The organism is Streptomyces sp. NPDC000878 (assembly GCF_053599695.1).
Genome location: NZ_JBSFMT010000042.1, coordinates 37,129 through 57,980, shown reverse-complemented (window position 1 = coordinate 57,980; position 20,852 = coordinate 37,129). Strand labels below are relative to the sequence as shown.

Sequence of the window (20,852 nt, the reverse complement as noted above, 5' to 3'; positions counted from 1 at the left end):
TCAGGAAGTACGGCCGAAGCAGCGCTCCAGCTCATCCAGGTCGTAGAACTTGCTGCCCTTCGACACCGGACGGCAGCCCGTCTTGAAGGCGGTCTCCTTCTCGTTGTAGAGCATGCGTACGAGCGTGGTGTCGCCCTTGCGGAACACGTCCCACTGGATGTTCGAGGCCATCGGCGCCACGGCCGCGCCCCGCCACGGGTTGCTGGCGTACGTGTACGGCTTGGCGGCGGTCACCCCCTGCGTACTGCCCGGCAGGCCCATCAGCGCGGCCAGCGGGATGATCTCCTCGGCGTGCGTGAAGCGCAGTTCCGCGCCCAGGGTGTTGGTGGCGCTCTCGGCTCCCTCGGCCTTCTTGAAGAAGTCGTCGAGCAGGACGTCCGCCATCTTGTACGTGATGTCGCTGTCGGCGAAGCCGGGACCCTTCTCGTAGAAGTCCTCGGCGTCGCTCAGGTACCCGAACCAGGCGGCGTCGTGCTGCGAGATGTACCGGTTCATCTGCCAGCCCTTGCCGTCGGGGCTCTCCGCGCTCATGGCGGGGGCGATGCCGTACAGGTTGTACACCGCCTCGGCCGCGTCCACCGCGCTGCCGACGGAGGAGAACTCGCCGTCGACGATCCGCTGCGTGAACGACCTCGTGAAGATCTTCCGCAGTACGTCCGACGCCGCGCGGTGGGTCGTAGGCTGGTCGGTGATCGACTTCAGGGTGGCCGCGAGGCGCGTGTCGTTCGCGATGTAGTCGCGGTAGGCGGCGCCGCCGTCGGCCTTGTGGAAGTAGAGCAGGTCCTTGTCGGTGCGGGCCGCGCCGATGAGCGGCTTGAGCGCCGGGTCGGTGGCCGCGAGGGTGTCCGCGAAGAGCTGCCCGCTGTCGACGGCGCGGCCCTGTCCGGAGCTGACGACGTCGATCTTCTCGCCGCTCCTGGCGATGCCGGCGAAGAGGCCCGGCAGTCGCTGTTCCATCCGGACGGCCGTGCCCGCGATCTCGCTCTTGCCGCGCCCGCTGAGGTTGCCGTAGCCGACCTTGGACATGGCGGCGAGCAGGGCCCGTACCTTCGGGCCGAACTCCTTGCCGCGCGCGGTGAGCTGCCCCTCGCTCGCCGCCTGGTCCCACAGCTTGAGGATCAGATCGCCGTCAGAGCTGTCGGTCGCGGCCCGGGAGCCGTGCCGGGAGACGTTCTCCGTGAACACCGGGACGAAGCCCTTCGGCGGCTTCTGGTAGGTCCGGAGGCTCTGCTGGGGGGCGTACGAGCCCTTGGTGCCGTAGCTGTCGGCGGTGGTGGAGGCGGAACGGTCCGCCGCGTGGGCGGGCAGCGCGGTGGCTGCCAGCAGGGCGCACAGGGGTGCGGCGAGGGCGAGGGTGGCGCGTTTCATGCGCGCATCGTGGGCGGCGCGGGTGAACCCGGGGGGTATGCGGCATGGCGGGCGCGGGGCGTATTGGGCATGCGCGGGGCAAATGAGCACGGAGAGTTTTGGTTGATTGATTCACCTTGTGCTGGAGAATTGGTGACTTCTATCATCTAAGTCCTGTCCGCGAGACCCCAGAGGCACCCGATGCAGCAGCCCGAGCACCGCCTGCCCGTCGACCTCGACGAAGCCGTCCACCGGTGTCTCGTCGCCGGTTTCGACGGCACCGCCGGCGTCCCGCACACCCTCAAGCGGCTCATCGACCGGGGCCTCGGCGGAGTCATCCTCTTCACCCGCAACGTGCGCGACGCGGACCAGCTCCGCGCTCTCACCGACGAGCTGCGTGCCCTGCGCCCCGATCTCCTCGTCGCCATCGACAACGAGGGCGGCGGAATCGGCCACCTCGTCGCCGCGGGCGCCCCCGAGGTCCCCGGCTCGTACGCCCTCGGCGTCGTCGACGACCCGGACCTCACCGCCCGCTGCGCCGACGCCCTCGCCGGTCACCTCGTCTCGCTCGGCATCACCGTCTCGTACGCCCCCGTGGCCGACCTCCAGCACCACCCCGACAACCCGATCGTCCGCACCCGCTCCTTCGGCGCCGAGCCGGAACTCGCCGCCCGTCATCTGCGCGCCTGGATCACGGCCACCGACGCACGCGGTGTCGCCTCCTGCGCCAAGCACTTCCCCGGCCACGGCGGCACGGTGACCGACAGCCACCACGAGATGGCGGTCGACCCGCGGTCGTACGACGAGATCCGCGCCGATGTCGAGCCGTTCCGGGCCGCCGTGGCCGCGGGCGTGCCGATGCTGATGAGCGCGCACGTGGTGTACCCGGCGCTGGATCCGGAGCGGCCCGCGACGCTCAGCCGCCGCATCCTGAACGACCTGCTCCGCCTCGACCTCGGCTTCGACGGCGTCCTGGTCAGCGACGCCCTGGAGATGAAGGCGATAGCCGACCGGTACGGCGAGGCGGCCGGCGCCCGGCTCGCCCTCGCCGCGGGCGCCGACCAGGTGATCGTGGCCGTACCGGACCTGGCGACCACCCTGGCCTGCCGGGACGCCGTGATCGACGCGCTGCGGGACGGGCTGCTCGCGGAGGAGCGGGTACGGGAGGCCGCCGGGCGGGTGCGGAAGCTGGCGGAGCGGTACGCGGGGGCGGTGGCGGAAGGCGCCGGCGAGCCGTGGGACGCGGCGGCCGGGCTCGACGCGGCCCGGCGGGCCGTGCGGGGTGCGGGAGCCGGTGGCTTTCCCGAGTTGCCCGGCGCCTATGTCGTCGACCTGTTTCCGCCGCCGCATCCCGCGCTGAACTGGGGCGGCGAGGATCTGCTCAGCGAGGTGCGCGCGCTCGACCCCGCGGCGGTGGGCGTGGCGCTGAACGAGGCGCCGGTGGATCAGGCTGCCCTGGTCGAGGGCGTGCTGCGGCGGGCGGCCGGATCGCCGCTGGTGGTCGCCACGTCGGACGCCGGGCTGTATCCCTGGCAGGCGGAGCTGCGGGCGGCGCTGGTGGCCGGGCGCGGGGACGCGGTGCGCGTCGACACGGGACTGCCGGAAGGCGGCGCCCTGTGTTCGTACGGGCGCGGGAAGGTCAATCTGCGGGCGCTGGCCGAGGTGCTGGCGGGGAGCGGAGCAGCCTGAAGCTGTTGTCGTTCCTTTCGGTACCGGCGCCGGCACCGAAAGGAACAACAACAGGGAGCCGTCCGGTCGCCGGTGTCTCCCGGGGCAACGCGCCCGACCAGGTGGCGACGAAGCCCGGGAAGTCCAGCTCCGCGAACTCGGCCCGGGCTGGGTCATAGACAGCCGATGGGCCGGGTCAAAGGGTCGGCAGAGCCGTCTCCTTGATGCCCCGAGCCGCCAGGTACCCCTCGTCCTCGGCCCGTTCCGCCAGCACCACCGCCGGGCGCACGCCCTCCGCCCGCAGCCGCATCCACGCCTCGAAGTACGCGCCTCCGGGACCCGAGATCGAACGGTTCCCCGGGGTGCAGTCCAGGACCAGGGCGGTCGTACGGGGTTCAGCCGGGCGGGGTTCGGCGCGCAGCTCGGCGACCGTCTCCGCGAGGGCCTCGGCGATGGGCTTCGGGCGGCCCGAGGAGTCGAACAGGCCGAGCGTGTACTCCAGTTCGGGGAAGTCCGCGAGCGAACGGTCCACGTCGTGGGAGCACCACCAGGTGACCCCGTACAGGTCGGCGCACCCGGCGGCGTTGCGTAGGGTCGCGCGGGCGAAGTCGGGGGCGTCGGCCGCCGGGATGTGCGGTTCGGGGGCGCCGGTCTCCTGGACCCAGACGGGCCGGGCGGGGTCGTCGGCGTACGCCTTGGCCAGCTCCACCCCGTACTCCGCGAGGTGCTGGACCTGCGGGGAGCGGGGGCCGTAGCGGCCGGCGCAGTTGGCCGAGAACACCCAGGGGTGGACGGTCGTCAGGTCGCCCTTGTGGGCCGAGGCCTCCGGGGTGAAGGGGTGGTCGTCGCTGTACCAGGCGGCGTCGTACGCGGAGTGCGTGACCAGGGCCGCAGTGCCTGTTGGACCCGCCGGGCCCAGTCCGGTGCGCGCGGCGGCGAGCAGGGTGTCCAGGTAGTGGTCGATGTCGGCCACGGTCACAGGGTTGTGTTCGACCAGGTTGTTCAGCTCGTTGCCGAGCTGGAGGCCGAGGAGGTTCGGGCGCCCGGTGAGCGCGCGGCCCAGGGTCCGCAGCAGCTCGGCCTGTGCCTCGATGGCGTCCGGGTCCGTGAACACGTTGCGGTGGTGCCAGCTGCGGGTCCACTCCGGGTAGAAGTCGAAGCTGGAGAGGTGGCCCTGCACGCCGTCCACCATCACGTCGAGGCCGGCCTGAGCCGCCACGTCCACGAGCTGCGCCACCTGGTCGACGGCGGACGCGCGGATGAGCGTGCGGTTCGGCTGGAGCAGCGGCCAGAGCGGGAAGATCCGTACGTGGTCCAGGCCCAGCCCGGCGATCTGGTCCAGGTCCTCGCGGGCGCGGGCCGGGTCGAAGTCGTACCAGGAGTGGAACCAGCCCCGGCGCGGCGTGTAGTTGACGCCGAAGCGGGGGGCGGAACTGGGGGCGGGGGGAGTGCTCACGGGTCCTCCTCGGACGTGCGTGACTGCGCCGGGCCGCGAGTCGGGTCTTGTCCTCGGCGAATGTATGAACCACCATAGTGCGCGATGAGCAATGAATTGAACCAGGATTCGGGTCGGGATTCCGGCCGGGCCGAGGACGGTCCCTCCGCCCACGGCGCCCTCGTCGTCGGCCTCGACGCCGGCGGCACCCGTACGCGCGCGGTGCTGGCGTCCGCCGCCGACGGCCGCCCCCTCGGCGAGGGCGTCGCCGGGCCGGGCAACGCCCTCACCGTGCCCGTACCGCAGCTCACCGAGCACCTCGTCGAGGCCCTCGCCCTGGCGGTGCCGGTGGCTGCCCGGCCCCGGGTCACCGCCGTCGCGGGCGGCTTCGCGGGCGCCGCCGGCACGGCCGACGAACCCGGCCGCGTCAACGCGCTCACGGCACTGACGGAGGCCCTGCGGCGGCTCGGCATCCCCGCGCGCGAGATCCGGATCTGCAGCGACATCGAGGCCGCCTTCGCCGCCGCCCCGGACACCCCGGCGGACGGCCTGGCCCTCGTCGCCGGTACGGGCGCCGTCGCGATGCGCATCACCGCCCGCCACTGCGAGAAGACGGTCGGCGGCGACGGCTGGCTCCTCGGCGACGACGGCGGCGGCTTCTGGATCGGCCGGGAAGCGGTCCGCGCCGCCCTCCGCATGGCGGACCACCGCGGCCCCGACACGGCTCTGGCGGCACTGGTGGGACGGGAGCTGGGGGTGCCGGAGGTGGTTCTCTCGTTCGAGGGCGGGGCGTTGGGGTCCGGGGGGCGTGAGGCGTTGCCGTACAGGGACGGGGCCTTGGTGTCCGAGGGCCGCGAGGATTCGCCGTACGGGGACAAGGCACCGGCGTCCCAGAGCAAGGCACCGCCGTCCGAGACCAAGGCATCCGCGTACGAGGGTGAGGGCGGCGCCCGCCAGCCCTGGCCCCGGGGCGCCCGTGAGGCCTACCGGCGGTATGTCCTGCCCGCTGTCATGGGCGAACCGCCGGTGCGGCTGGCCCGGTTGGCTCCGCTGGTCGCCGAGGCGGCCCGGGCGGGGGACGCCCTCGCGCGGGCGATCCTCGACGAGGCGGCCGGTCATCTCGCCGACTGCGTACGGGCGTTGGAGCCGACGCCGGGCGAGTCGCTGGTCGCGACGGGCGGCCTGCTCGGCCCGGGCGGCCCGCTGACCGCCCCCCTGGACCGGCGGCTGACCGCCCTCGGCCTGACAGCCCACTGGGTCCCCGACGGCAGCCGGGGCGCGGTCGCCCTGGCCCGACTCGCACAGGGCCCCACCCCGCACCCGGAGAAGAACCAGTGACCCCTCCCCGCCCCCTCTACCGCGACCCCGCCGCCCCGGTCGACGCCCGCGTCGCCGACCTCCTGGCCCGGATGACCCTGCGCGAGAAGGTCGGCCAGCTCAACCAGCGGATGTACGGCTGGGACGCCTACCGCCGCCGCCCGGACGGCGAGTTCGAGCTGACCCAGGCCCTGTACGACGAGACCGACCGCTTCGAAGGCCTCGGCGCCCTGTACGGACTCCTCCGCGCCGACGCCTGGTCCGGCGTCGACCACGCCACGGGCGCCGGCGCGGAGGCGGGCCCGGTACTGGCCGACCTCGTCCAGCGCCACGTCCTCGAACGCAGCCGCCTGGGCATCCCCGCCCTGTTCGTCGAAGAGGTACCGCACGGCCTCATGGCCCTCGACGGCACGGTCCTCCCCGTCAACCTGGCGGTGGGCGCCACCTGGGACCCGGACCTGTACGAACGGGCGGCCTCCCACGCCGCCGCCGAACTCCGCGCCCGTGGCGGCCACTTGGCCCTGGTCTCGGCGCTGGACATCGCCCGCGACCCACGCTGGGGCCGTACGGAGGAATGCTTCGGGGAGGACCCGTACCTCGCCGCCCGCCTGACCGAGGCGCTGGTGCGGGGCATGCAGGGTGAACTCTCCGGAGCGGCAGGGGAGTTCGCGCCGGACAAGGCCCCTGTCGTCCTCAAGCACTTCGCGGGCCAGGGCGCCACCGTCGGCGGCCGGAACTCCGCCGAGTCGGAGCTGGGCCCCCGGGAACTCCACGAGATCCACCTCCCCGCGGCCCGGGCGGGCGTAGGGGCGGGCGCCGCCGCGGTGATGGCCGCGTACAACGAGGTGGACGGCGTGCCGTGTTCGGCCAACGGCCCCTTGCTGAACGGGTTGCTGCGCGACCGCTGGGGGTTCCAGGGACTGGTCATGGCGGACGGTCTTGCGGTGGACCGCCTGGCCCGTATCACCGGCGACAGGGTCTCGGCGGGCGCGCTGGCCCTCAACTCCGGTATCGACCTGAGTCTTTGGGACGAGGGCTTCACCCACCTGGAGGAGGCGGCGGAGCGCGGCCTGGTGAAGGAGTCGGTGGTCGACGCGGCCGTGTCCCGGATCCTGACCCTGAAATTCCGCCTGGGTCTCTTCGAACACCCGTATGCGGCAAGGGAGTTGGCTTCCCCCTCGCCCGAGGCCGGCCGTTCGTTGAGCACGGCTCTGGCGCGCTCGGCCGTCACCCTCCTCCACAACAAGGCGGGCGCCCTGCCCATCGACCCGGCGCGGGTCTCCCGCCTGGCCGTCGTCGGCCCGCACTCCGCCACCACCGCCCACCAGCTCGGCGACTACACGGCCCCCCAACGCCCCGGCACAGGAACCAGCGTCCTGGCCGCCCTCCGCCAACTGGCCCTTCCGGGCACGGAGATACGCCACGCCCAGGGCTGTTCCCTCACCGGCGACGACCTGTCCCGCATCCCCGAGGCGGTGGCGGCGGCAGCGGCCTCAGACCTGGCCGTACTGGTCCTGGGCGGCAGCAGCGCCCGTACCCCGGACACGGAGTTCGACGCCAACGGCGCGGCGCGCACGGCGGTGTCGGAGATGACCTGCGGCGAGGGCGTCGACCTGGCCGACCTGCGCCTGGGCCGCGCCCAGCACGCCCTGCTGGACGCGGTGACGGCGACGGGCACACCCACGGTCGTCGTCCTGATCCAGGGCCGCCCGCACGCGGTCCCGGAGGCGGCGGAGCACGCGGCTGCCCTCCTGACGGCCTGGTATCCGGGCCCCTGGGGCGGCGAGGCGATCGCCGAGGTCCTCCTCGGCCACACCGCCCCGACCGGCCGCCTCCCCGTCTCCGTCCCGCGCTCGGCGGCCCAACTCCCCGTCTACTACAACCACAAGGACACCGAGTACGGGTCGTACGTGGACGAGGACGCCGAGCCGCTCTACTCCTTCGGCCACGGCCTGACGTACACGACCTTCGAGTACGGCGTCCCGAACATGGCCCGGGACGGCGCCAGTTGCACGGTCGAGGTCACCAACACCGGGGAACGGGCGGGGCGTTCGGTCGTCCAGCTGTACGTCCGACGGCTGCGGACGACCGTATGGCCGCGCACCCTCGAACTCCGCGCCTTCGAGGCCGTGGACCTGGCCCCCGGGGAGTGCCGTACGGTCACGTTCCCCCTCGGCGACGACCAACTCGCGCAGGTCGGGCCCGACTTGGAGACGGCGGTGCTGCCCGGGAGCGTGGAGATCCGGGTGGCGGGGTCGGCGCGGGGCGCGCTGGACGCCGTACCCCTCGTCCGCAACCTGTAACAGGAACCGGCGATTCATCTTGGGTGTGCAACAGGACCGGCGATGAGTGAACCGGCCTGCCCCGTACGGCATTTAACAGGTTGAGATCCACAAGGAACGACGCCGAGAGGGCAACCTGACATGTCTTTCAACCGCACCCGCCGCGCCAGCAACCGCACGCTCGCCGCCGCCGGTCTGTTGGCCGCCACTGCCCTCTTCCTCACCGCGTGCAGCCCCGACAGCCCCGCCAAGAGCCCCAGCGCCGCGTCCGGTTCGAGCACCGCGTCCGAGACCAGCGCCGACTCCGGTACGGGTGCCACCCCGGGTGCCGGCGGCGATGCCACCACCGACTCCAGCGGTGACTCCGATGCGAGCACTCCCGGCTCGTCCGACACGTCCACCGAAACCCCTGCCGCCACTCCCGAGGCCACCACCGACACCAGCGGCACGAACACCGGCACCGGCTCCACGAAGGCCACCGTCGACAACCGTGTGGACGGTACGGTCACCGGCACGCTGACCTTCCTGGCGCCGGGCAAGCTGGAGGTCGGCGGCCGTCCCTTCTACGTCGCCGTGGACACGGACATCCGGGGCGGCGACATCTGCGGCGACCCCGAGAGCCAGTCGGCGGAGAAGTGCACCGCCGACGAGCTGGACGCGGCGGCGAAGGGCGGCAACCTGACGGTCGAGGTGACGATCAAGAAGGGCATAGCCGAGCGAGTCGCCCAGGCCTAGGGGTGGATGCAGGTGTAGGCGTGGCGCGCTTACCCCCCATGCGGGGATGAGTACCCGTACTCATGTCTGAGCGCGCCCCCCGGTCCACCGTGGAGAACACCACCCATGCACCACCCATGCACCACCCACGCACCGACCCGAAGGGCCCCGCGATGCCGAATGCCTCCCGTCCGCGCCGCCTCCCGCGACTGCGACGGCTCCTCGCGCTCGCCACGGACAGCCGGCCTGCCCGGGGCTATCTGGCCGTCTTCGCAGCCTCGGTCGCGGTCATGCTCCTCTTCCCGGACAGCGGCTTCGCCGGGAGCCCCGTGCTGTTCACGGCACCCCTCTCCTTCCTGAGCGTGGTCCTCCCCTTCGGTCCCGGTACCCAGGGCGGTGGAGCGGTCGAGGCGCTGGCCGTCGGCTACTGGGTCGGGTGGCTGTTTCTGTGCGCGCTCGTGAACGCCGCCGTGATCGGCGCCCTCGCCGCGAGGTCCACGACCGCCGCGGCGCCCGGCACGAGTGAGCCCCTCTCGCGCGTCCCGGACCACTCCGCGCAGAAGGGAACGGATACGGCTGATTCCGCACACCCCCGGCTGCAAGGGATTCGGACCCTGTTGGCGCCCGCGGTGGACAACTGGCTCGCGCGCGGGTACCTCGCCGTGGTCGCGGCGGCGGTGGGGTTCTTCCTGTACGCCGCGTACGTGTTGCCGGACCCGGGGTTCGCCGGGATCTGGCCGTTCATGGCCACGGCGCCGGGCAGCATCCTCGCCGTCCTCGTCTCGCTGGTGGTGTCACCCGAGTGGAACCCCGCGCGCGCCTGGCTGAGCCCGTTGGCCTTCTCCGCGGGTGCGGTCCTGTCCGGCCTGGTCAACGCCGTGCTGCTCGGCCGGCTCGCCCACAGGCTGGGGACGCCGGAACCGCGCCCCGCGGCCTGAGGGAGGCGCCGGGTCAGCCGGCCGGATGCGGGGCGTGGTGGTGGTCGCGGACGTGGTCGTGGACGCGGGCGGCGATGGTCCGCGCACACTCCAGGGACTCGGTGCGCGTCGTATCGACCTCCAGGTCGTAGACCACGCCCTCGTGAACCGGGTCCGCCTGCGCCGCGGCCATCCCCTGGGCCCGGTCTCCCCGGGCGACCTCGCGACCTGCGGCGACGGCGCTCTCGCACCGGACGCCGACCCAGAGAACGTCAGGCTCGCCCAGTTGACCCGCTTCGCCGAGGGCCTTCCGCCACCGCTGCTGGGAGGCGGCTCCGCCGAGGAAGACGTCGTCGATGACGACCCGGGCGCCTGCCCGGACCATCGCGACAACACCTTCCCGCCAGGCCGCCTCCAGCGTGAGGAAGTCCGCCCCGACGCTCACCCCGCCGTCCGCCGCGAACACGATCCCGCCGTCCGACTCCCGCATCCTCGCGGGCAGGGCATCGACGAACGAGTCACACCCGAACGCCAGCCACGGCTCCGGCAGCACGGCTTGCAGACACCGTACGATCCCGGACTTCCCCGAGCTGGAACCACCGTTGAGAATGATCATCTGGGTTGTCACCGCGCCACGATAGGGCGCTCGGCGCGGGGCGGGAAACGCATTCTCACCGCAGGCGGACGGGGCACCGCAGGGCGGCCTCGCGGAATTCTCGCCTGTGTACACGTTGGTGCGTACACTGGCTCTCATGGACGAAAGCGCCGTGACCGTACGCGAAGCCCGCGCCCACCTCGCCGACCACATCAACCGTGCCGAGCAGGGCAGCCCGACGATAATCACCCGCAACGGCGCTCCAGTGGCGGCTCTCGTGCCCATCGCCGACTTCAACGCGCTGGAGGACGCGGCCGACGAGCTGCTCGCGCGCGAGGCCGAGGCAGTTCTGGCCGAGGGCGGCCCCACCGTGACCATGGCCGAACTGCTTGCCGACCTGTTCACCGAACGGGACGCGGACCGGGATACGGGTCGGGATGCGGGCGCGGCGTGAAGTACGCGTTCCGATTCACGGCGGCGGCACAGCGGCAGCTCCGCGCGATCGACCGGCTGGCCGCGATGCGCGTCCTCACCGCGCTGACCGCTCTCGGCGACGACCCGTACCGCGAGGACGCCGACATCAAGAAGCTGGCCGGGCCGTCCGGCCTCTACCGGCTCCGGGTCGGCAGCTACCGGGTCGCGTACCAGGTCCTGGACGGCGAACTCGTCGTCCCGGTCGTCAAGGTCGGCGACCGTCGGGGCGTCCATCGCATCAACTGACGAGTGGCTTACGGGCCAGCAACGTGCCGTACGCCCTCTTCGCCTCCACCCCCTCGTCGGGCGCCTGCACCAGCCGCGCGGTGACCACGAATCCCGCCCGCCGCAGCAGCTCGGCGATCCGCTCGACCGGGATCAGATGGGACTCGTAGGACACCGGATGACCGCCGTGCCCCTGTGTCGGACGCAGCAGCAGCGGCTCGTCGACTCCCACGTGACCGGCCAGCATCAGCAGGCCGCCGGGCACGAGCGTGCGGTGGAACTCGGCGTACAGGGTGGGGAGTTGGTCCGGTGGGGTGTGGTGGGTGGAGTAGTAGGCGAGGATGCCGCCGAGTACGTCGTCCCGGATCGGGAGCGCGGTCATCGAGCCCACGGTGAAGTCGAGGTCGGGGTGGGCTTGGTGGGCCAGCTCGATCATCTTCGGGGACAGGTCGATGCCGAACGCGGGCACGCCCAGGGCTGCCAGGTGCGCTGTGACTCTGCCGGGTCCGCATCCCAGGTCCGCGACCGGACCGGGGCCGGCCGCCCGTACGGACTCGGCGAACGCGGCCAGCATCGCGCGGGACAGGGGGTCCAACTCCGCGGGCGTCTTGACGAGTTGGACGTAGTCGTCGGCGACGGCGTCGTACGAGGTGCGGATCGCGGTGAGGTAGGCGGGGGAGGGGGTGTCGGTCATGCGGCGACCTTAGAGGGACCGGGGTAGCTGCGGAGGGGAGTGTTCGCGCCGGTCCGGCTGTGCCACCTTGACCGTATGCCCGTAAAGATCGCGCCGTCGGTGAGCGCCCGAGAACGGACCCAGCGCATGGTCGTTCGCGCGTTGGCGTGGCTGCGGGCCGCGCAGTTCGCCCTCTGGCTCTGGCTGCCCGTGCTCGACGGTCCCGGACGTTATCCGCCGCAGGTCTTCGTCTGTTACGTGCTGGCGGCCCTCTGGTCGGCCCTGTTCTTCGGAGTGGGCATCCGGCAGCACGCCCTGACGCCTCCCTGGCTGACCGCCGATGTGGTGCTCGCGGTCGCGTACGCGGTGGTGGTCAGCCGGTCCTACCCGGCCGTCGAGGCCGCGTCGATCACGAACTGGGTGATCCCTCCGCTGTGCGGGGTGGCCGTCACCGCCGCGATCTACGCGGGGCGGCTCAGGGCGGTGGCCGTAGGAGTGGTCGTCGGCGCCTGGCTGCTGGGGGCCTGGCCCGCGACCAGGACTCCCAGTGTGCAGGAGCTGTTCTCCAACGCCGCGATGATGGCCCTGTTCGCCGGAGTGGCGGGAGTCACCGGCACGCTGCTGCTCCGGGCAGCCCGGGAGGCGGACGAGGCGGCGGACCGCGCGGTCGACGCGGAGCGCAAGGAGGCCGCGGCCACGGCACGTGACGCCGAACGCGACCACCAGTTCACGCAGTTGCACGACACCGTCCTCCATACGCTCGAAGGCATCGCCCGGGGCAGGTTCGACAACGACCCCGAAGGAGCACGCAGCCGTTGCTCGCTGGACGCCGAGTTCCTGCGCGGGCTGATCACCAGCGGCACGGACGGCGTACCGGCCGAACTGGGCGCCGCGCTCTCCCGGATGGTCCGCGACCACCCCGACCGGGAGACGCTGAAGCGGGTGAACACGGTCTTCGACCGGCTGCCCCCGGATCTTCCGCCCGGTGTCGTGGAGGCGCTGACCGGCGCGGCACGTGAGGCGCTCAACAACGTCGCCAAGCACGCACGTACGGACGAGGCATGGCTGACGGCCTCCGCCGAAGGGGCCGGAGAGACCGGAGGGGATCGCGGGGCCGGCGGGGGTGGCGGGGGTGGCGGTGTGCGGGTCACTGTCGTGGACCGGGGTGTGGGCTTCGATCCCGGGGCCAGGCCCATGGGGCTCGGTGTGAACCACTCGATACTCAAGCGCGTGGCCGATGCCGGCGGGAGGGCCACCGTCACCGGCGCACCCGGCGAGGGAACCATCGTGGAGATGACATGGACTCCGTGACCGGCATGGACAGCGGTATCAGTGGCGGTAGCGGTAGCGGTATTGGTATCGGCGCCATCGACGACGACCAGATGTTCATGCAGGGCATGGCCGCCTGGATCGGCGGCACCGGTGACCTGCGGCTGGCCGCCACGGCCGCGACGGTCGAGGAGTATCTGGCGGCGGCACCGGAACCGGGGATCGTCACCCTCGACCTCCATCTGCACAACGGGAGCGACCCGGTGGCCAACGTCGCTGCCCTGGTGGGCGCCGGTCATCAGGTCATCGTCGTCACCGTGGTCCGCGATCAGGCCTACATCAGCGCGACCACCGAGGCCGGCGCCGCCGCCTACCTCACCAAGAACAACAACCTGGACGCTCTCGCCGAGGTCGTCCGCGCTCTCCACCGGGGCGATCTGCCCACCACGCCCGAGCACGCCTTCTGGCTGTCCCGGGACGACCGGCCGACCCGGCCACGTCTCTCGCCACGGGAGTCGGAGATCCTGCGCGCGGTCGGTGAGGGGATGCTGCACGAGACGATCGGGCGCCGGCTGGGCATCGGCACGAGCACCGTACGGTCCCATCTGAAGTCCGTACGCGCCAAGTACGCCGCGGTTGGACGCGACATCAAGCACCCGGCCCACTACCGGGACCGCGTCCGTGAGGACGACCTGAGCCGGGAGCGGCTCGACCCGAACCCGTGACGCGGAACCGAGACCGGCCTGCACGCGTGTTTCTGCCGAAGACCTGTGGGGACAACTGCCCGGACGCTACGGTCCGTTCAGCGGTTCAGCGGTTCATGGCAGAGGGAGACATCCATGGTGGCCGAAGCACTGGCGGCGCTCGCCGCGGCCGGGGGCGGAGCGATCGTGCAGGCGGCGGGCAGCGAGGCCTGGGAGGGACTACGGACCCGGGTGGCCCAACTCCTGGGCCGTGAGCCGCAGTCGCAGCAAGCAGTACTCGAACGCCTCGACCGCACCCGCACGGCCCTGGAACAGGCCGCCGAGAACACCACGGACACCCGGACAGGCGCGCTGGAACAGACGGTCGCGCGACAGGAGACCGTCTGGCAGACACGTCTCGAAGACTTCCTCGACAGCCTCGACGACTCCGAACGCCGGGAAGCGACCGCCCAGTTGCAGGCTCTCCTGGAGTGGGCAGCCGCGCAGCGCGCACAGCACGGGACCACACCCACCGCCGGTACGGTCATCATGAACGCGACCGTCAGGGACCACGGCCGCGCATATCAGGCCGGTGGCGACATGACGGTCCACGAGAAGTGACGACAGCGGCCTCTCCGCCCGACGACGCTCCGAGACCCGACGACAACCGGCCTGACAACCGGCCTGACAACCGGCCTGACAACCGGCCTGACAACCGGCCTGCCGACAGGCCTGCTGACCCGGCGGCTGAAGCAGGTGTCGGGCAGATCATCTTCAACGCCACGGCCTCCGACCACGCCACGGTCTACCAGGCCAACCAGATGACGATCCATCAGGCGCCGGAGCAGGTAAGCCCGTTCCACCTGGAACTACGGGACGCGGCTGCCAAGCTCGCCACGTCGGTGAGGGGCGCGACGAGCGCGGAGAAGGGGCGCCGACGGCTGAGCGACCCGTTCGCGCTCGGGGTGCGCTGGCACACCGCGCCGGAGGGGGCGACCGGCCGAAGACCCGGTCCGTTGGACGGTCGGCTGGACGGCCTCGGCGAGGTGTACGAGCGGGTGCCGTCGGGCCGACTGGTGGTGCTGGGCAGACCCGGCTCGGGCAAGTCCGTACTCGCCGTGCACTTCGTCCTCGACCGGCTGAAGGTCCGCGGCAACACCGGCCCCGTACCGGTCGTCTTCAGGCTGGGGCTGTGGGATCCCAGCAAGCAGGGCCTGCGGAACTGGCTCCTCGCGCAGCTGCTGTTCGAGGTCCCGTCCCTCGACGCCCCCGTCGCGGGCGGGTCGAGCCTCGCAGCGGCCCTCTTCGACGACGGCTGGATCCTGCCCGTACTGGACGGTCTCGACGAGATCGTCCCCGAGCAGCGGCACAGGGCTCTGCGCGAGCTGAACGCCACCGACATACCGTTGCTGCTCACCAGCCAGCCCGGTCAGTACGAGGCCGCGGCGGGCGCGGCCGGCGTGCTCACCGACGCCGCGGTCATCGTCCTGGACGACCTGGCCCTCGACGACCTGGACGGTTATCTGCCCCCGACCGCCCAGGGGCCGGCGTCCGGGAAGTGGGAGCCGGTCCTGGTCAGTCTGCGCGAACAGCCGACGGAACGGTCGAACGCTGTGGTGCGTGCGGCGATGTCCACCCCGCTGATGGCCGGTCTCGCCCGAGCCGTCTACACCGACACTCCGGACCGGGATCCGGCCGAACTCCTCGATCCGGCCCGGTTCGCGACCGCCGACGCCGTCGAAGCCCATCTGCTCAACGAGTTCGTGCCCACCGTGTACGACCGGCCGCCGCCCAACCCGGGCAACGCCGTTCGGCCGCAACCGAGATGGCAGGGCAGACGCGAGGACGCCGAGCGCTGGCTCGGCTATCTCGCACAGCACCAGCACGGAGGGGAGTTCGCCTGGTGGAGACTGGGCAACGCCGTCCCCCGCTACCAACGCGTCCTGGTGATCGGCGTGTTGGGAGCGCTCATGTGCGCGCCGGTCGGTTGGCTGCTCTTCGGGCCGGTGGGCGCGGCCGTCAGCGCGCTGGCGCTCGGCCTGGTCGGCGGCCTGGTCGGCTGGTCCGAGGGACCCAGACCGGAACGCATGGAACTGCGGATCACCGGCCGCGCACAGCAGGCCCTGACACAGATCGCGATCAACCTCATGGGCGGAATGACGGCCGGGTTGCTGGGCTGGCCGGCCGTCAGGCAGTGGGGTTGGTTCGCGTTACCCGTCGCGGGCGCGGTCGCCAACGCGATGGGGAGCGCGCTGTCCAGCCGGGCCAAGGGGTACGGAACCAGCGCCCAGCTGCGTGAGATCAGACTCGGAGTCCTGGGCGGGCTCACGGGCGGGTTCGTGGTAGGTCTCGTGGGCTGGCTGACCGACCTGCCGACCGGCAGTTACCTGGACTGGCTCGTCCTCGGCCTCACGCTCGGCCTCGCCTTCGGCCTGGGCGCCGGGCTGATCACCCCGACCGGGATCGAAACCGTCGTCCGCCCGTCCGACCTGCTGGCCGCGAACCGCAGCTACGCGATCTTCCAGACGCTCACCGTCACGATCGCCTACGGGATCGTGGCCGGGGTCCTGGCCGGCCCGAAATACCTCGCAGCCGGCCCCGTGATCGGCCTGGCCTTCGGATTCGGCGCCCACGCCTGGGGCCGCTGGCTCCTCCTCGCCCGCTTCCTGCTGCCCCTGAGAGGCCACTTGCCCTGGCCCGTCTGGTCCTTCCTCACCGACGCACACGAACGCGAGGTACTACGCCAGTCAGGCGCGGTCTACCGCTTCCGCCACGCCCGCCTCCAGGAATCCCTGGCGGCACGGTACGAGGAACGGGGGCGGGAGCGTACGTGACGACGCTCGACACCAACGAACCCGCCGGTCTCGGGGTCGCCGGCCACCTCCCAGCCGAGTACGTCGGCGATCCTCGTCGCCGGCGCCCGTACGGTCTTCAAGGCAGGCCGAATACTCGCCGTCCGCCATCGGGCAGTTGGCGAAGGTCATGCGAGCGAAGGTCATGCGAGCGAAGGTCACGCGAGCGACGGCCACCGATCGGCGGCCCAGTCCAGCCAACCCGACCACCCAGGAGGCGGACCGCCCACCTCATGCCCGTCGAGTTCCGCGACGTCGGGTTCCTCGAACACCGTCCTCCAGTGTGAGAGGTCCGCCTCGCTCATCGGGAACGTCTGATCCGGGGCGGTCGACTGGCGATGGGCGATCCGAGCACTTTGGGTCTCAGGATCCACCGGCAAGTACGGAGATCGTCGGGGGTCAGCTCAGGAGCGCGATGACGCCCATCACGGCGAGCGTCAGCAGGGTGATCCCGAAGGCGAGTGCCAGGAGGAATTCGACGATTCCCGAGGTCTCGGTGATGCGCACCTCGTCCGCCGGTGATGGTGATTCCGCGCCGGTCTCACTCTCATCTGTCGCCGCCAGGCGACGGCCCTCCTCCAGTGTCGCGATCACCTCCCGGTGGCGGCCGAACGACGGCCAGCGGCTGAACGCCTCGACGCGCACCCGCGAGCCGTTCGCCAGTTCCACAGAGAACTCGCCCGACCGGGGTTCCCAGTCGATGCCCGACACCGTTCGCCAGGGGATCTGGTACCGGTCGTACACATTGTGGATCACCAGGGTGGTGGCGCTCACGGACACGGACGGCACGATCTGGAGGCGTCCCGCCCAGATGATCACGCACCACAGAGCGACGACAACCAAGATCCCCGGCGCACTCACTTCGGACATCGACCGGGTGGTGGCCGCGACGATCCCCGTCACGGGGAGGACCGCGGCCAGGACACCGCCCATGATCCGACGGTCCCACCAGGGAGTGATGCGTTCCAGGTCCTTCGTCATGCTCTGATTCTCGCTCGCGCCCGCACGAAGAACCGCCCCCTCAGATCTTCACCGCCCCCGAGGCCACCCCCCGATAGAACCACCGCTGCGTGATGACGAACAGCACCAGCACCGGCACCACGGAGATCACCGAGCCCGCCATCACCATCCGCTGGTCGTAGCCGAACGATGACGACTGGAGCCGTGAAAGGCCAAGCGTCAGCGTCATGTTGCTCTCGGAGCGCAGTACGATCAGCGGCCACAGGAAGTCGTCCCAGGCGCTGATGAACGTGTTGATGACGACCACCATGATCGCGCCCCACGCGGACGGCAGATACAGGTACTTGAAGCGCTGCCACTCGCTCGCGCCGTCCAGCATCGCCGCGTCCTCGATCTCGCGCGGGACCGCGAGGAACGCGCCGCGCATCAGCATGACGTTGATGGCGCCGACGAAGCCCGGCAGCCACACGCCGGCCAGGCTGTCGACCAGGCCCAGGTCGCGGATGCTGATGAACAGCGAGACCATGATCGACTCGAAGGGGAACATCATCGAGGCGATCAGTACCACCCAGACCGCCTTGAGGCCCTTCCAGGAGGGCTTGGAGAGCATGTAGCCGGCCGTGGTGGAGAAGACCAGCTGGCTGGTGATCGACAGGGTGACCACGATCAGGCTGTTCTTGATGTACGACCACACCGGCACCTGGTCGAAGACCGTCCGGTACGCGCGCAGGGTCGGGTCGTGCGGCAGCAGGGTGGCGTTCGCGCCGAAGACGTCCTCGCTCGTGCCCTTCAGGGAGGCCAGCAGCTGCCACAGCAGCGGGCCCACGGTGAGGCCGAGCACCAGGAGGAGGAGCAGATAGCGGACGACCAGCTCGCGCGGGCGGCCGTAGTCGCGCCAACGCGGTATCAGGCGACGGCCCTTGGGCTCGACGACGGTCGTCGTCATGACTCGTCCTCCTTGGTCAGGCGCTGCGCCAGCAGGGTCAGGCCCAGGGTGAGTGCGAACAGGGCGACGCTGACCGCCGAGCCGTAGCCGGCGTTGCCGGTGATCGGGTCCAGGCCGACGTCCCGGATGTAGAACGGCAGGGTGCGGTCGGCGCCGCCGGGGCCGCCGGTGGAGCTGCCGAGCATGTAGATCTCGGTGAACACCCTGAGCGAGCCGATGCCGGTGAGCGTGCCGACGAGCATCATGGCCGTCCGGACGCCGGGGACCGTGATGTGCCAGAAGCGGCGGACCGCACCGGCGCCGTCCATCTGCGCGGCCTCGTGCAGTTCCTTGGGCACGTTCCCGAGGGCGGCCAGGTAGAAGACCATGTACCAGCCGAGGCCCTTCCACAGGGTCAGGCCCATCGCGGAGAGCAGGATCAGCCACGAGTCGGAGAGGAAGGGGATCGCCGACCTGATCAAGTGGGCTTTCTCCAGCCAGGTGTTGACCAGGCCGTCGTCCGCGAGCAGCCACTGCCAGCTCAGGCCCACGACCACGCTGGAGGCGAGCACCGGCGTGTAGAAGGCGGAGCGGAAGAAGCCGATGCCGGGCAGGTTCTTCTCCACCAGGACGGCGAGCATCAGCGGCAGCAGCACCATCAGCGGCACGACGATCACCGCGTACAGGATGCTGTTGCGGGTCGCGAGCCAGAAGTCGTCGTCCTGGAACATCCGCGTGTAGTTGTCGAGTCCGACGAAACTCGCGGCACCGCCCAGCGGCTTGGCGTTGGTGAACGACAGCAGGACCGTGTTGAGGAACGGGAACACCCCGAAGACCACCGCGCACACGATCGCGGGGGCGGTCCACAGCCACGGCAGCCACCAACGGCGGTACATGGCCGCTCCGTTGGCCCCGGGAGCGGGACCGGGCAGCGCGGCCCTGGCGAGTCGGCGGAGGCGAGAACGAGGAGAGGACGGGGCCGGGGCCGGCGTGGAGGCCAGGGCCTCTACGCCGGACACCGGGTTCGTGATCTGTGCCGTCACTGTCAGCTGCCCTGCTTCAGCAGCTCGTTCGACTTCTCCTGGGCGTCCTTCACGGCGTCCGCCGCGCTCTTCTTGCCCTGCATGGCCAGCTGCACCTGGGCCACGACGGCGTTCTGCACGGCCGGGGAGAGGCTGGTCTGGTTGGTGGAGGCCGTCTTGAGCTGCTCGGCGACGAGCTTGCGGGACTGGGAGAACGGGTCGGTGCCGGTGGCGTCCTGGAAGAACGGGTCGTTCAGCGACTCGGTGGTGGTCGGGAAGATCACCACGGCCGGGTCCTTGCACCAGGCCGTCTGGTTCTCGGCGTTGGTGAGGAACTCCGCGAACGAGAGCGCCACCGGGGCGTGCTTGCTGGTCGCGGCGACCGAGATGAACTGCGGGGCGCCGGCGGAGGCGACGCCGAGGGCGTCGTAGGGCTGCTGGCCGACGGCCGTCTTGGCGTAGATCGACGGGCTGTTCTGCTTGACGAACCGCACGAAGCTCGGGTTCGTCGAACCGTAGGCCACCTTGCCCTGGCTGTAGAGCGTGGACGGGTCGTTGCTGGAGGACAGCGAGTCCTTCGGCATCGCGCCCTCCTTGTACAGCTTCGCCATCCACTCCACCCACTGGGTGGTGCGTGGGTCGTCGCCGAAGACGGCGGACTTGCCGTCGCTGGAGAGGACCTTGATGCCCATCTGGTCGAAGTCGGACGGGAAGCGCCAGACAGGGTTGGCCATCGTCGCGAAGTACTTGCCGTCGGAGGCCTTGGCGATCTTCTCGTAGTCGGCGAAGAGCCCGAAGATGCTCGTCGGAGGCTTGGCCGGGTCGATGCCGGCCTTCGCAAGCAGGTCCTTGTTGTACGTCAGCAGGACGCCGCCGGTGTACCAGGGCAGCGTGGTGTGGATCGACTTGCCCGAGGCGTCCGGGAAGGTGGCGGTCTTCCAGAACGACGGGACGAAGGGCTTGGACGCGGCCGGGTCCTTGGTGCCGATGTCGAGCAGGTAGCCGGCCTTGGTGAGGGCGGTCGCCGTCGGCGCGTTCATGTTGATGACGTCGGCCATCGTGCAGGCCTGGGCGTCGGCGACGGTCCGGCTGGTGAAGGTGTTGTCGCCGGGGTCGTCGATCCACTTGACCTTGGTGCCGGGGTGGGTCTTCTCGAAGTCGGCGATCACCCCGTTGAAGAAGTCGCTGAAGTCTTTCTTCAGGTTGGTGGTCTGGAAGGTGATCGTGCCCTTGACGTCCCCGGTCAGCTTCCCCGACCCGACGTTGCCCTTGTCGACCTTGCAGGCACCGGCGGTGGCGCCGCCGTCGTCGGAGCCTCCGGAGAGGCCGCAGCCTGCGGCCGTCAACGTCAGTACGACGAGACAGGACAGGGATCCGGTCAGTCTTCTTGCGCGCATTGCTGCTGCCCTCCTGGAGCGTCCTGGATGTCCTGGATGCTGGTTCAATTCACCAACTTTGACTCCGATTGATGAAAATGTGGACCAGAATTCATCG

The 20,852-nt window shown here is 71.0% G+C and carries 19 protein-coding genes; 11 read left to right on the top strand and 8 right to left on the bottom strand.

Annotated elements, in window-relative coordinates:
- A complete protein-coding gene (locus ACWDR4_RS30670; protein WP_450413344.1) occupies positions 1–1,368 on the bottom strand; it encodes a histidine-type phosphatase in 1,368 nt (455 codons plus the stop codon).
- A gap of 180 nt (positions 1,369–1,548) precedes the next feature.
- On the opposite strand from ACWDR4_RS30670, the gene nagZ reads away from it, so the two are divergent.
- Positions 1,549–3,036, top strand: a complete 1,488-nt coding sequence (gene nagZ / locus ACWDR4_RS30665) for a beta-N-acetylhexosaminidase (protein WP_450413343.1) — start codon at positions 1,549–1,551, stop codon at positions 3,034–3,036.
- A 175-nt stretch (positions 3,037–3,211) separates the two neighbouring features.
- Here nagZ and ACWDR4_RS30660 read toward each other — a convergent pair whose 3' ends face one another.
- The gene (locus ACWDR4_RS30660; RefSeq protein ID WP_450413342.1) at positions 3,212–4,471 is read right to left on the bottom strand and encodes a glycoside hydrolase 5 family protein; all 1,260 of its coding nucleotides are present in this window, start codon (positions 4,469–4,471) and stop codon (positions 3,212–3,214) included.
- An 84-nt stretch (positions 4,472–4,555) separates the two neighbouring features.
- On the opposite strand from ACWDR4_RS30660, the gene ACWDR4_RS30655 reads away from it, so the two are divergent.
- From ACWDR4_RS30655 to ACWDR4_RS30640, 4 genes are all read left to right on the top strand, one after another.
- A complete protein-coding gene (locus ACWDR4_RS30655) occupies positions 4,556–5,788 on the top strand; it encodes a BadF/BadG/BcrA/BcrD ATPase family protein (protein WP_450413341.1) in 1,233 nt (410 codons plus the stop codon).
- Between the two features lie 71 nt (positions 5,789–5,859).
- Entirely contained in the window at positions 5,860–8,070 is a 2,211-nt protein-coding gene (locus ACWDR4_RS30650) for a glycoside hydrolase family 3 N-terminal domain-containing protein (protein ID WP_450413379.1), read from the top strand.
- 120 nt (positions 8,071–8,190) lie between these two features.
- Entirely contained in the window at positions 8,191–8,784 is a 594-nt protein-coding gene (locus ACWDR4_RS30645; RefSeq protein ID WP_450413340.1) for a hypothetical protein, read from the top strand.
- Between the two features lie 62 nt (positions 8,785–8,846).
- On the top strand, positions 8,847–9,701 hold the full coding sequence (locus ACWDR4_RS30640; protein ID WP_450413339.1) for an SCO4225 family membrane protein: 855 nt from the start codon (positions 8,847–8,849) through the stop codon (positions 9,699–9,701).
- Between the two features lie 13 nt (positions 9,702–9,714).
- Here the strand turns inward: ACWDR4_RS30640 and cpt are convergent, their stop codons facing one another.
- Positions 9,715–10,296: a chloramphenicol phosphotransferase CPT gene (cpt, locus tag ACWDR4_RS30635; RefSeq protein WP_450413378.1), complete on the bottom strand. Its 582-nt coding sequence runs from the start codon at positions 10,294–10,296 to the stop codon at positions 9,715–9,717.
- Positions 10,297–10,432: 136 nt separating this feature from the next.
- Here cpt and ACWDR4_RS30630 point away from each other — a divergent pair, with 136 nt between their 5' ends.
- Together ACWDR4_RS30630 and ACWDR4_RS30625 are read left to right on the top strand one after the other, a co-directional pair.
- A complete protein-coding gene (locus ACWDR4_RS30630) occupies positions 10,433–10,729 on the top strand; it encodes a type II toxin-antitoxin system Phd/YefM family antitoxin (protein WP_450413338.1) in 297 nt (98 codons plus the stop codon).
- The gene (locus tag ACWDR4_RS30625; protein WP_450413337.1) at positions 10,726–10,995 is read left to right on the top strand and encodes a type II toxin-antitoxin system RelE family toxin; all 270 of its coding nucleotides are present in this window, start codon (positions 10,726–10,728) and stop codon (positions 10,993–10,995) included. The genes ACWDR4_RS30630 and ACWDR4_RS30625 overlap by 4 nt, the downstream gene beginning before the upstream one ends.
- On the opposite strand, the gene ACWDR4_RS30620 is transcribed toward ACWDR4_RS30625, so the two are convergent.
- Positions 10,988–11,668, bottom strand: coding sequence for a class I SAM-dependent methyltransferase (locus tag ACWDR4_RS30620; protein ID WP_450413336.1), 681 nt, complete (start codon positions 11,666–11,668; stop codon positions 10,988–10,990). The two genes, ACWDR4_RS30625 and ACWDR4_RS30620, sit on opposite strands and share 8 nt — an antisense overlap.
- Positions 11,669–11,743: 75 nt before the next feature.
- Between ACWDR4_RS30620 and ACWDR4_RS30615 the strand changes: the two genes are divergently transcribed.
- The 4 genes from ACWDR4_RS30615 to ACWDR4_RS30600 all read left to right on the top strand — a co-directional run bounded on the left by ACWDR4_RS30615 (position 11,744) and on the right by ACWDR4_RS30600 (position 16,433).
- Positions 11,744–12,958: a sensor histidine kinase gene (locus ACWDR4_RS30615; RefSeq protein WP_450413335.1), complete on the top strand. Its 1,215-nt coding sequence runs from the start codon at positions 11,744–11,746 to the stop codon at positions 12,956–12,958.
- The gene (locus ACWDR4_RS30610; RefSeq protein ID WP_450413334.1) at positions 12,946–13,641 is read left to right on the top strand and encodes a LuxR C-terminal-related transcriptional regulator; all 696 of its coding nucleotides are present in this window, start codon (positions 12,946–12,948) and stop codon (positions 13,639–13,641) included. Before ACWDR4_RS30615 ends, ACWDR4_RS30610 begins: the two co-directional genes overlap by 13 nt.
- A gap of 114 nt (positions 13,642–13,755) precedes the next feature.
- Positions 13,756–14,220 (top strand): hypothetical protein, encoded by a 465-nt coding sequence (locus tag ACWDR4_RS30605; protein ID WP_450413333.1) that lies wholly within the window; start codon positions 13,756–13,758, stop codon positions 14,218–14,220.
- A 200-nt stretch (positions 14,221–14,420) separates the two neighbouring features.
- Entirely contained in the window at positions 14,421–16,433 is a 2,013-nt protein-coding gene (locus ACWDR4_RS30600; RefSeq protein ID WP_450413332.1) for a hypothetical protein, read from the top strand.
- Between the two features lie 417 nt (positions 16,434–16,850).
- Here ACWDR4_RS30600 and ACWDR4_RS30595 read toward each other — a convergent pair whose 3' ends face one another.
- From ACWDR4_RS30595 to ACWDR4_RS30580, 4 genes are read right to left on the bottom strand one after another with little or no spacing between them, the layout of a single operon-like run.
- Positions 16,851–17,432, bottom strand: coding sequence for a hypothetical protein (locus ACWDR4_RS30595; RefSeq protein WP_450413331.1), 582 nt, complete (start codon positions 17,430–17,432; stop codon positions 16,851–16,853).
- Positions 17,433–17,472: 40 nt separating this feature from the next.
- Positions 17,473–18,357 (bottom strand): carbohydrate ABC transporter permease, encoded by an 885-nt coding sequence (locus tag ACWDR4_RS30590; RefSeq protein ID WP_450413330.1) that lies wholly within the window; start codon positions 18,355–18,357, stop codon positions 17,473–17,475.
- Complete coding sequence (locus ACWDR4_RS30585; protein WP_450413329.1) at positions 18,354–19,379, bottom strand: carbohydrate ABC transporter permease; 1,026 nt, start codon at positions 19,377–19,379, stop codon at positions 18,354–18,356. The genes ACWDR4_RS30590 and ACWDR4_RS30585 overlap by 4 nt, the downstream gene beginning before the upstream one ends.
- 2 nt (positions 19,380–19,381) lie before the next feature.
- Complete coding sequence (locus ACWDR4_RS30580) at positions 19,382–20,755, bottom strand: extracellular solute-binding protein (RefSeq protein WP_450413328.1); 1,374 nt, start codon at positions 20,753–20,755, stop codon at positions 19,382–19,384.
- Between the last annotated feature and the right edge of the window lie 97 nt (positions 20,756–20,852).

What these genes read in the sequence shown, in the direction of transcription:
- ACWDR4_RS30620 (WP_450413336.1), bottom strand. Translation starts at nt 11,668, where the DNA reads ATGACCGACACCCCCTCCCCCGCCTACCTCACCGCGATCCGCACCTCG.
- ACWDR4_RS30590 (WP_450413330.1), bottom strand. Translation starts at nt 18,357, where the DNA reads ATGACGACGACCGTCGTCGAGCCCAAGGGCCGTCGCCTGATACCGCGT.
- ACWDR4_RS30630 (WP_450413338.1), top strand. Translation starts at nt 10,433, where the DNA reads ATGGACGAAAGCGCCGTGACCGTACGCGAAGCCCGCGCCCACCTCGCC.
- ACWDR4_RS30615 (WP_450413335.1), top strand. Translation starts at nt 11,744, where the DNA reads ATGCCCGTAAAGATCGCGCCGTCGGTGAGCGCCCGAGAACGGACCCAG.
- ACWDR4_RS30640 (WP_450413339.1), top strand. Translation starts at nt 8,847, where the DNA reads ATGTCTGAGCGCGCCCCCCGGTCCACCGTGGAGAACACCACCCATGCA.
- ACWDR4_RS30645 (WP_450413340.1), top strand. Translation starts at nt 8,191, where the DNA reads ATGTCTTTCAACCGCACCCGCCGCGCCAGCAACCGCACGCTCGCCGCC.
- ACWDR4_RS30650 (WP_450413379.1), top strand. Translation starts at nt 5,860, where the DNA reads ATGACCCTGCGCGAGAAGGTCGGCCAGCTCAACCAGCGGATGTACGGC.
- ACWDR4_RS30610 (WP_450413334.1), top strand. Translation starts at nt 12,946, where the DNA reads ATGGACTCCGTGACCGGCATGGACAGCGGTATCAGTGGCGGTAGCGGT.
- ACWDR4_RS30600 (WP_450413332.1), top strand. Translation starts at nt 14,421, where the DNA reads ATGACGATCCATCAGGCGCCGGAGCAGGTAAGCCCGTTCCACCTGGAA.
- ACWDR4_RS30580 (WP_450413328.1), bottom strand. Translation starts at nt 20,755, where the DNA reads ATGCGCGCAAGAAGACTGACCGGATCCCTGTCCTGTCTCGTCGTACTG.
- cpt (WP_450413378.1), bottom strand. Translation starts at nt 10,296, where the DNA reads ATGATCATTCTCAACGGTGGTTCCAGCTCGGGGAAGTCCGGGATCGTA.
- ACWDR4_RS30595 (WP_450413331.1), bottom strand. Translation starts at nt 17,432, where the DNA reads ATGACGAAGGACCTGGAACGCATCACTCCCTGGTGGGACCGTCGGATC.
- ACWDR4_RS30655 (WP_450413341.1), top strand. Translation starts at nt 4,556, where the DNA reads ATGAGCAATGAATTGAACCAGGATTCGGGTCGGGATTCCGGCCGGGCC.
- ACWDR4_RS30670 (WP_450413344.1), bottom strand. Translation starts at nt 1,368, where the DNA reads ATGAAACGCGCCACCCTCGCCCTCGCCGCACCCCTGTGCGCCCTGCTG.
- ACWDR4_RS30605 (WP_450413333.1), top strand. Translation starts at nt 13,756, where the DNA reads ATGGTGGCCGAAGCACTGGCGGCGCTCGCCGCGGCCGGGGGCGGAGCG.
- nagZ (WP_450413343.1), top strand. Translation starts at nt 1,549, where the DNA reads ATGCAGCAGCCCGAGCACCGCCTGCCCGTCGACCTCGACGAAGCCGTC.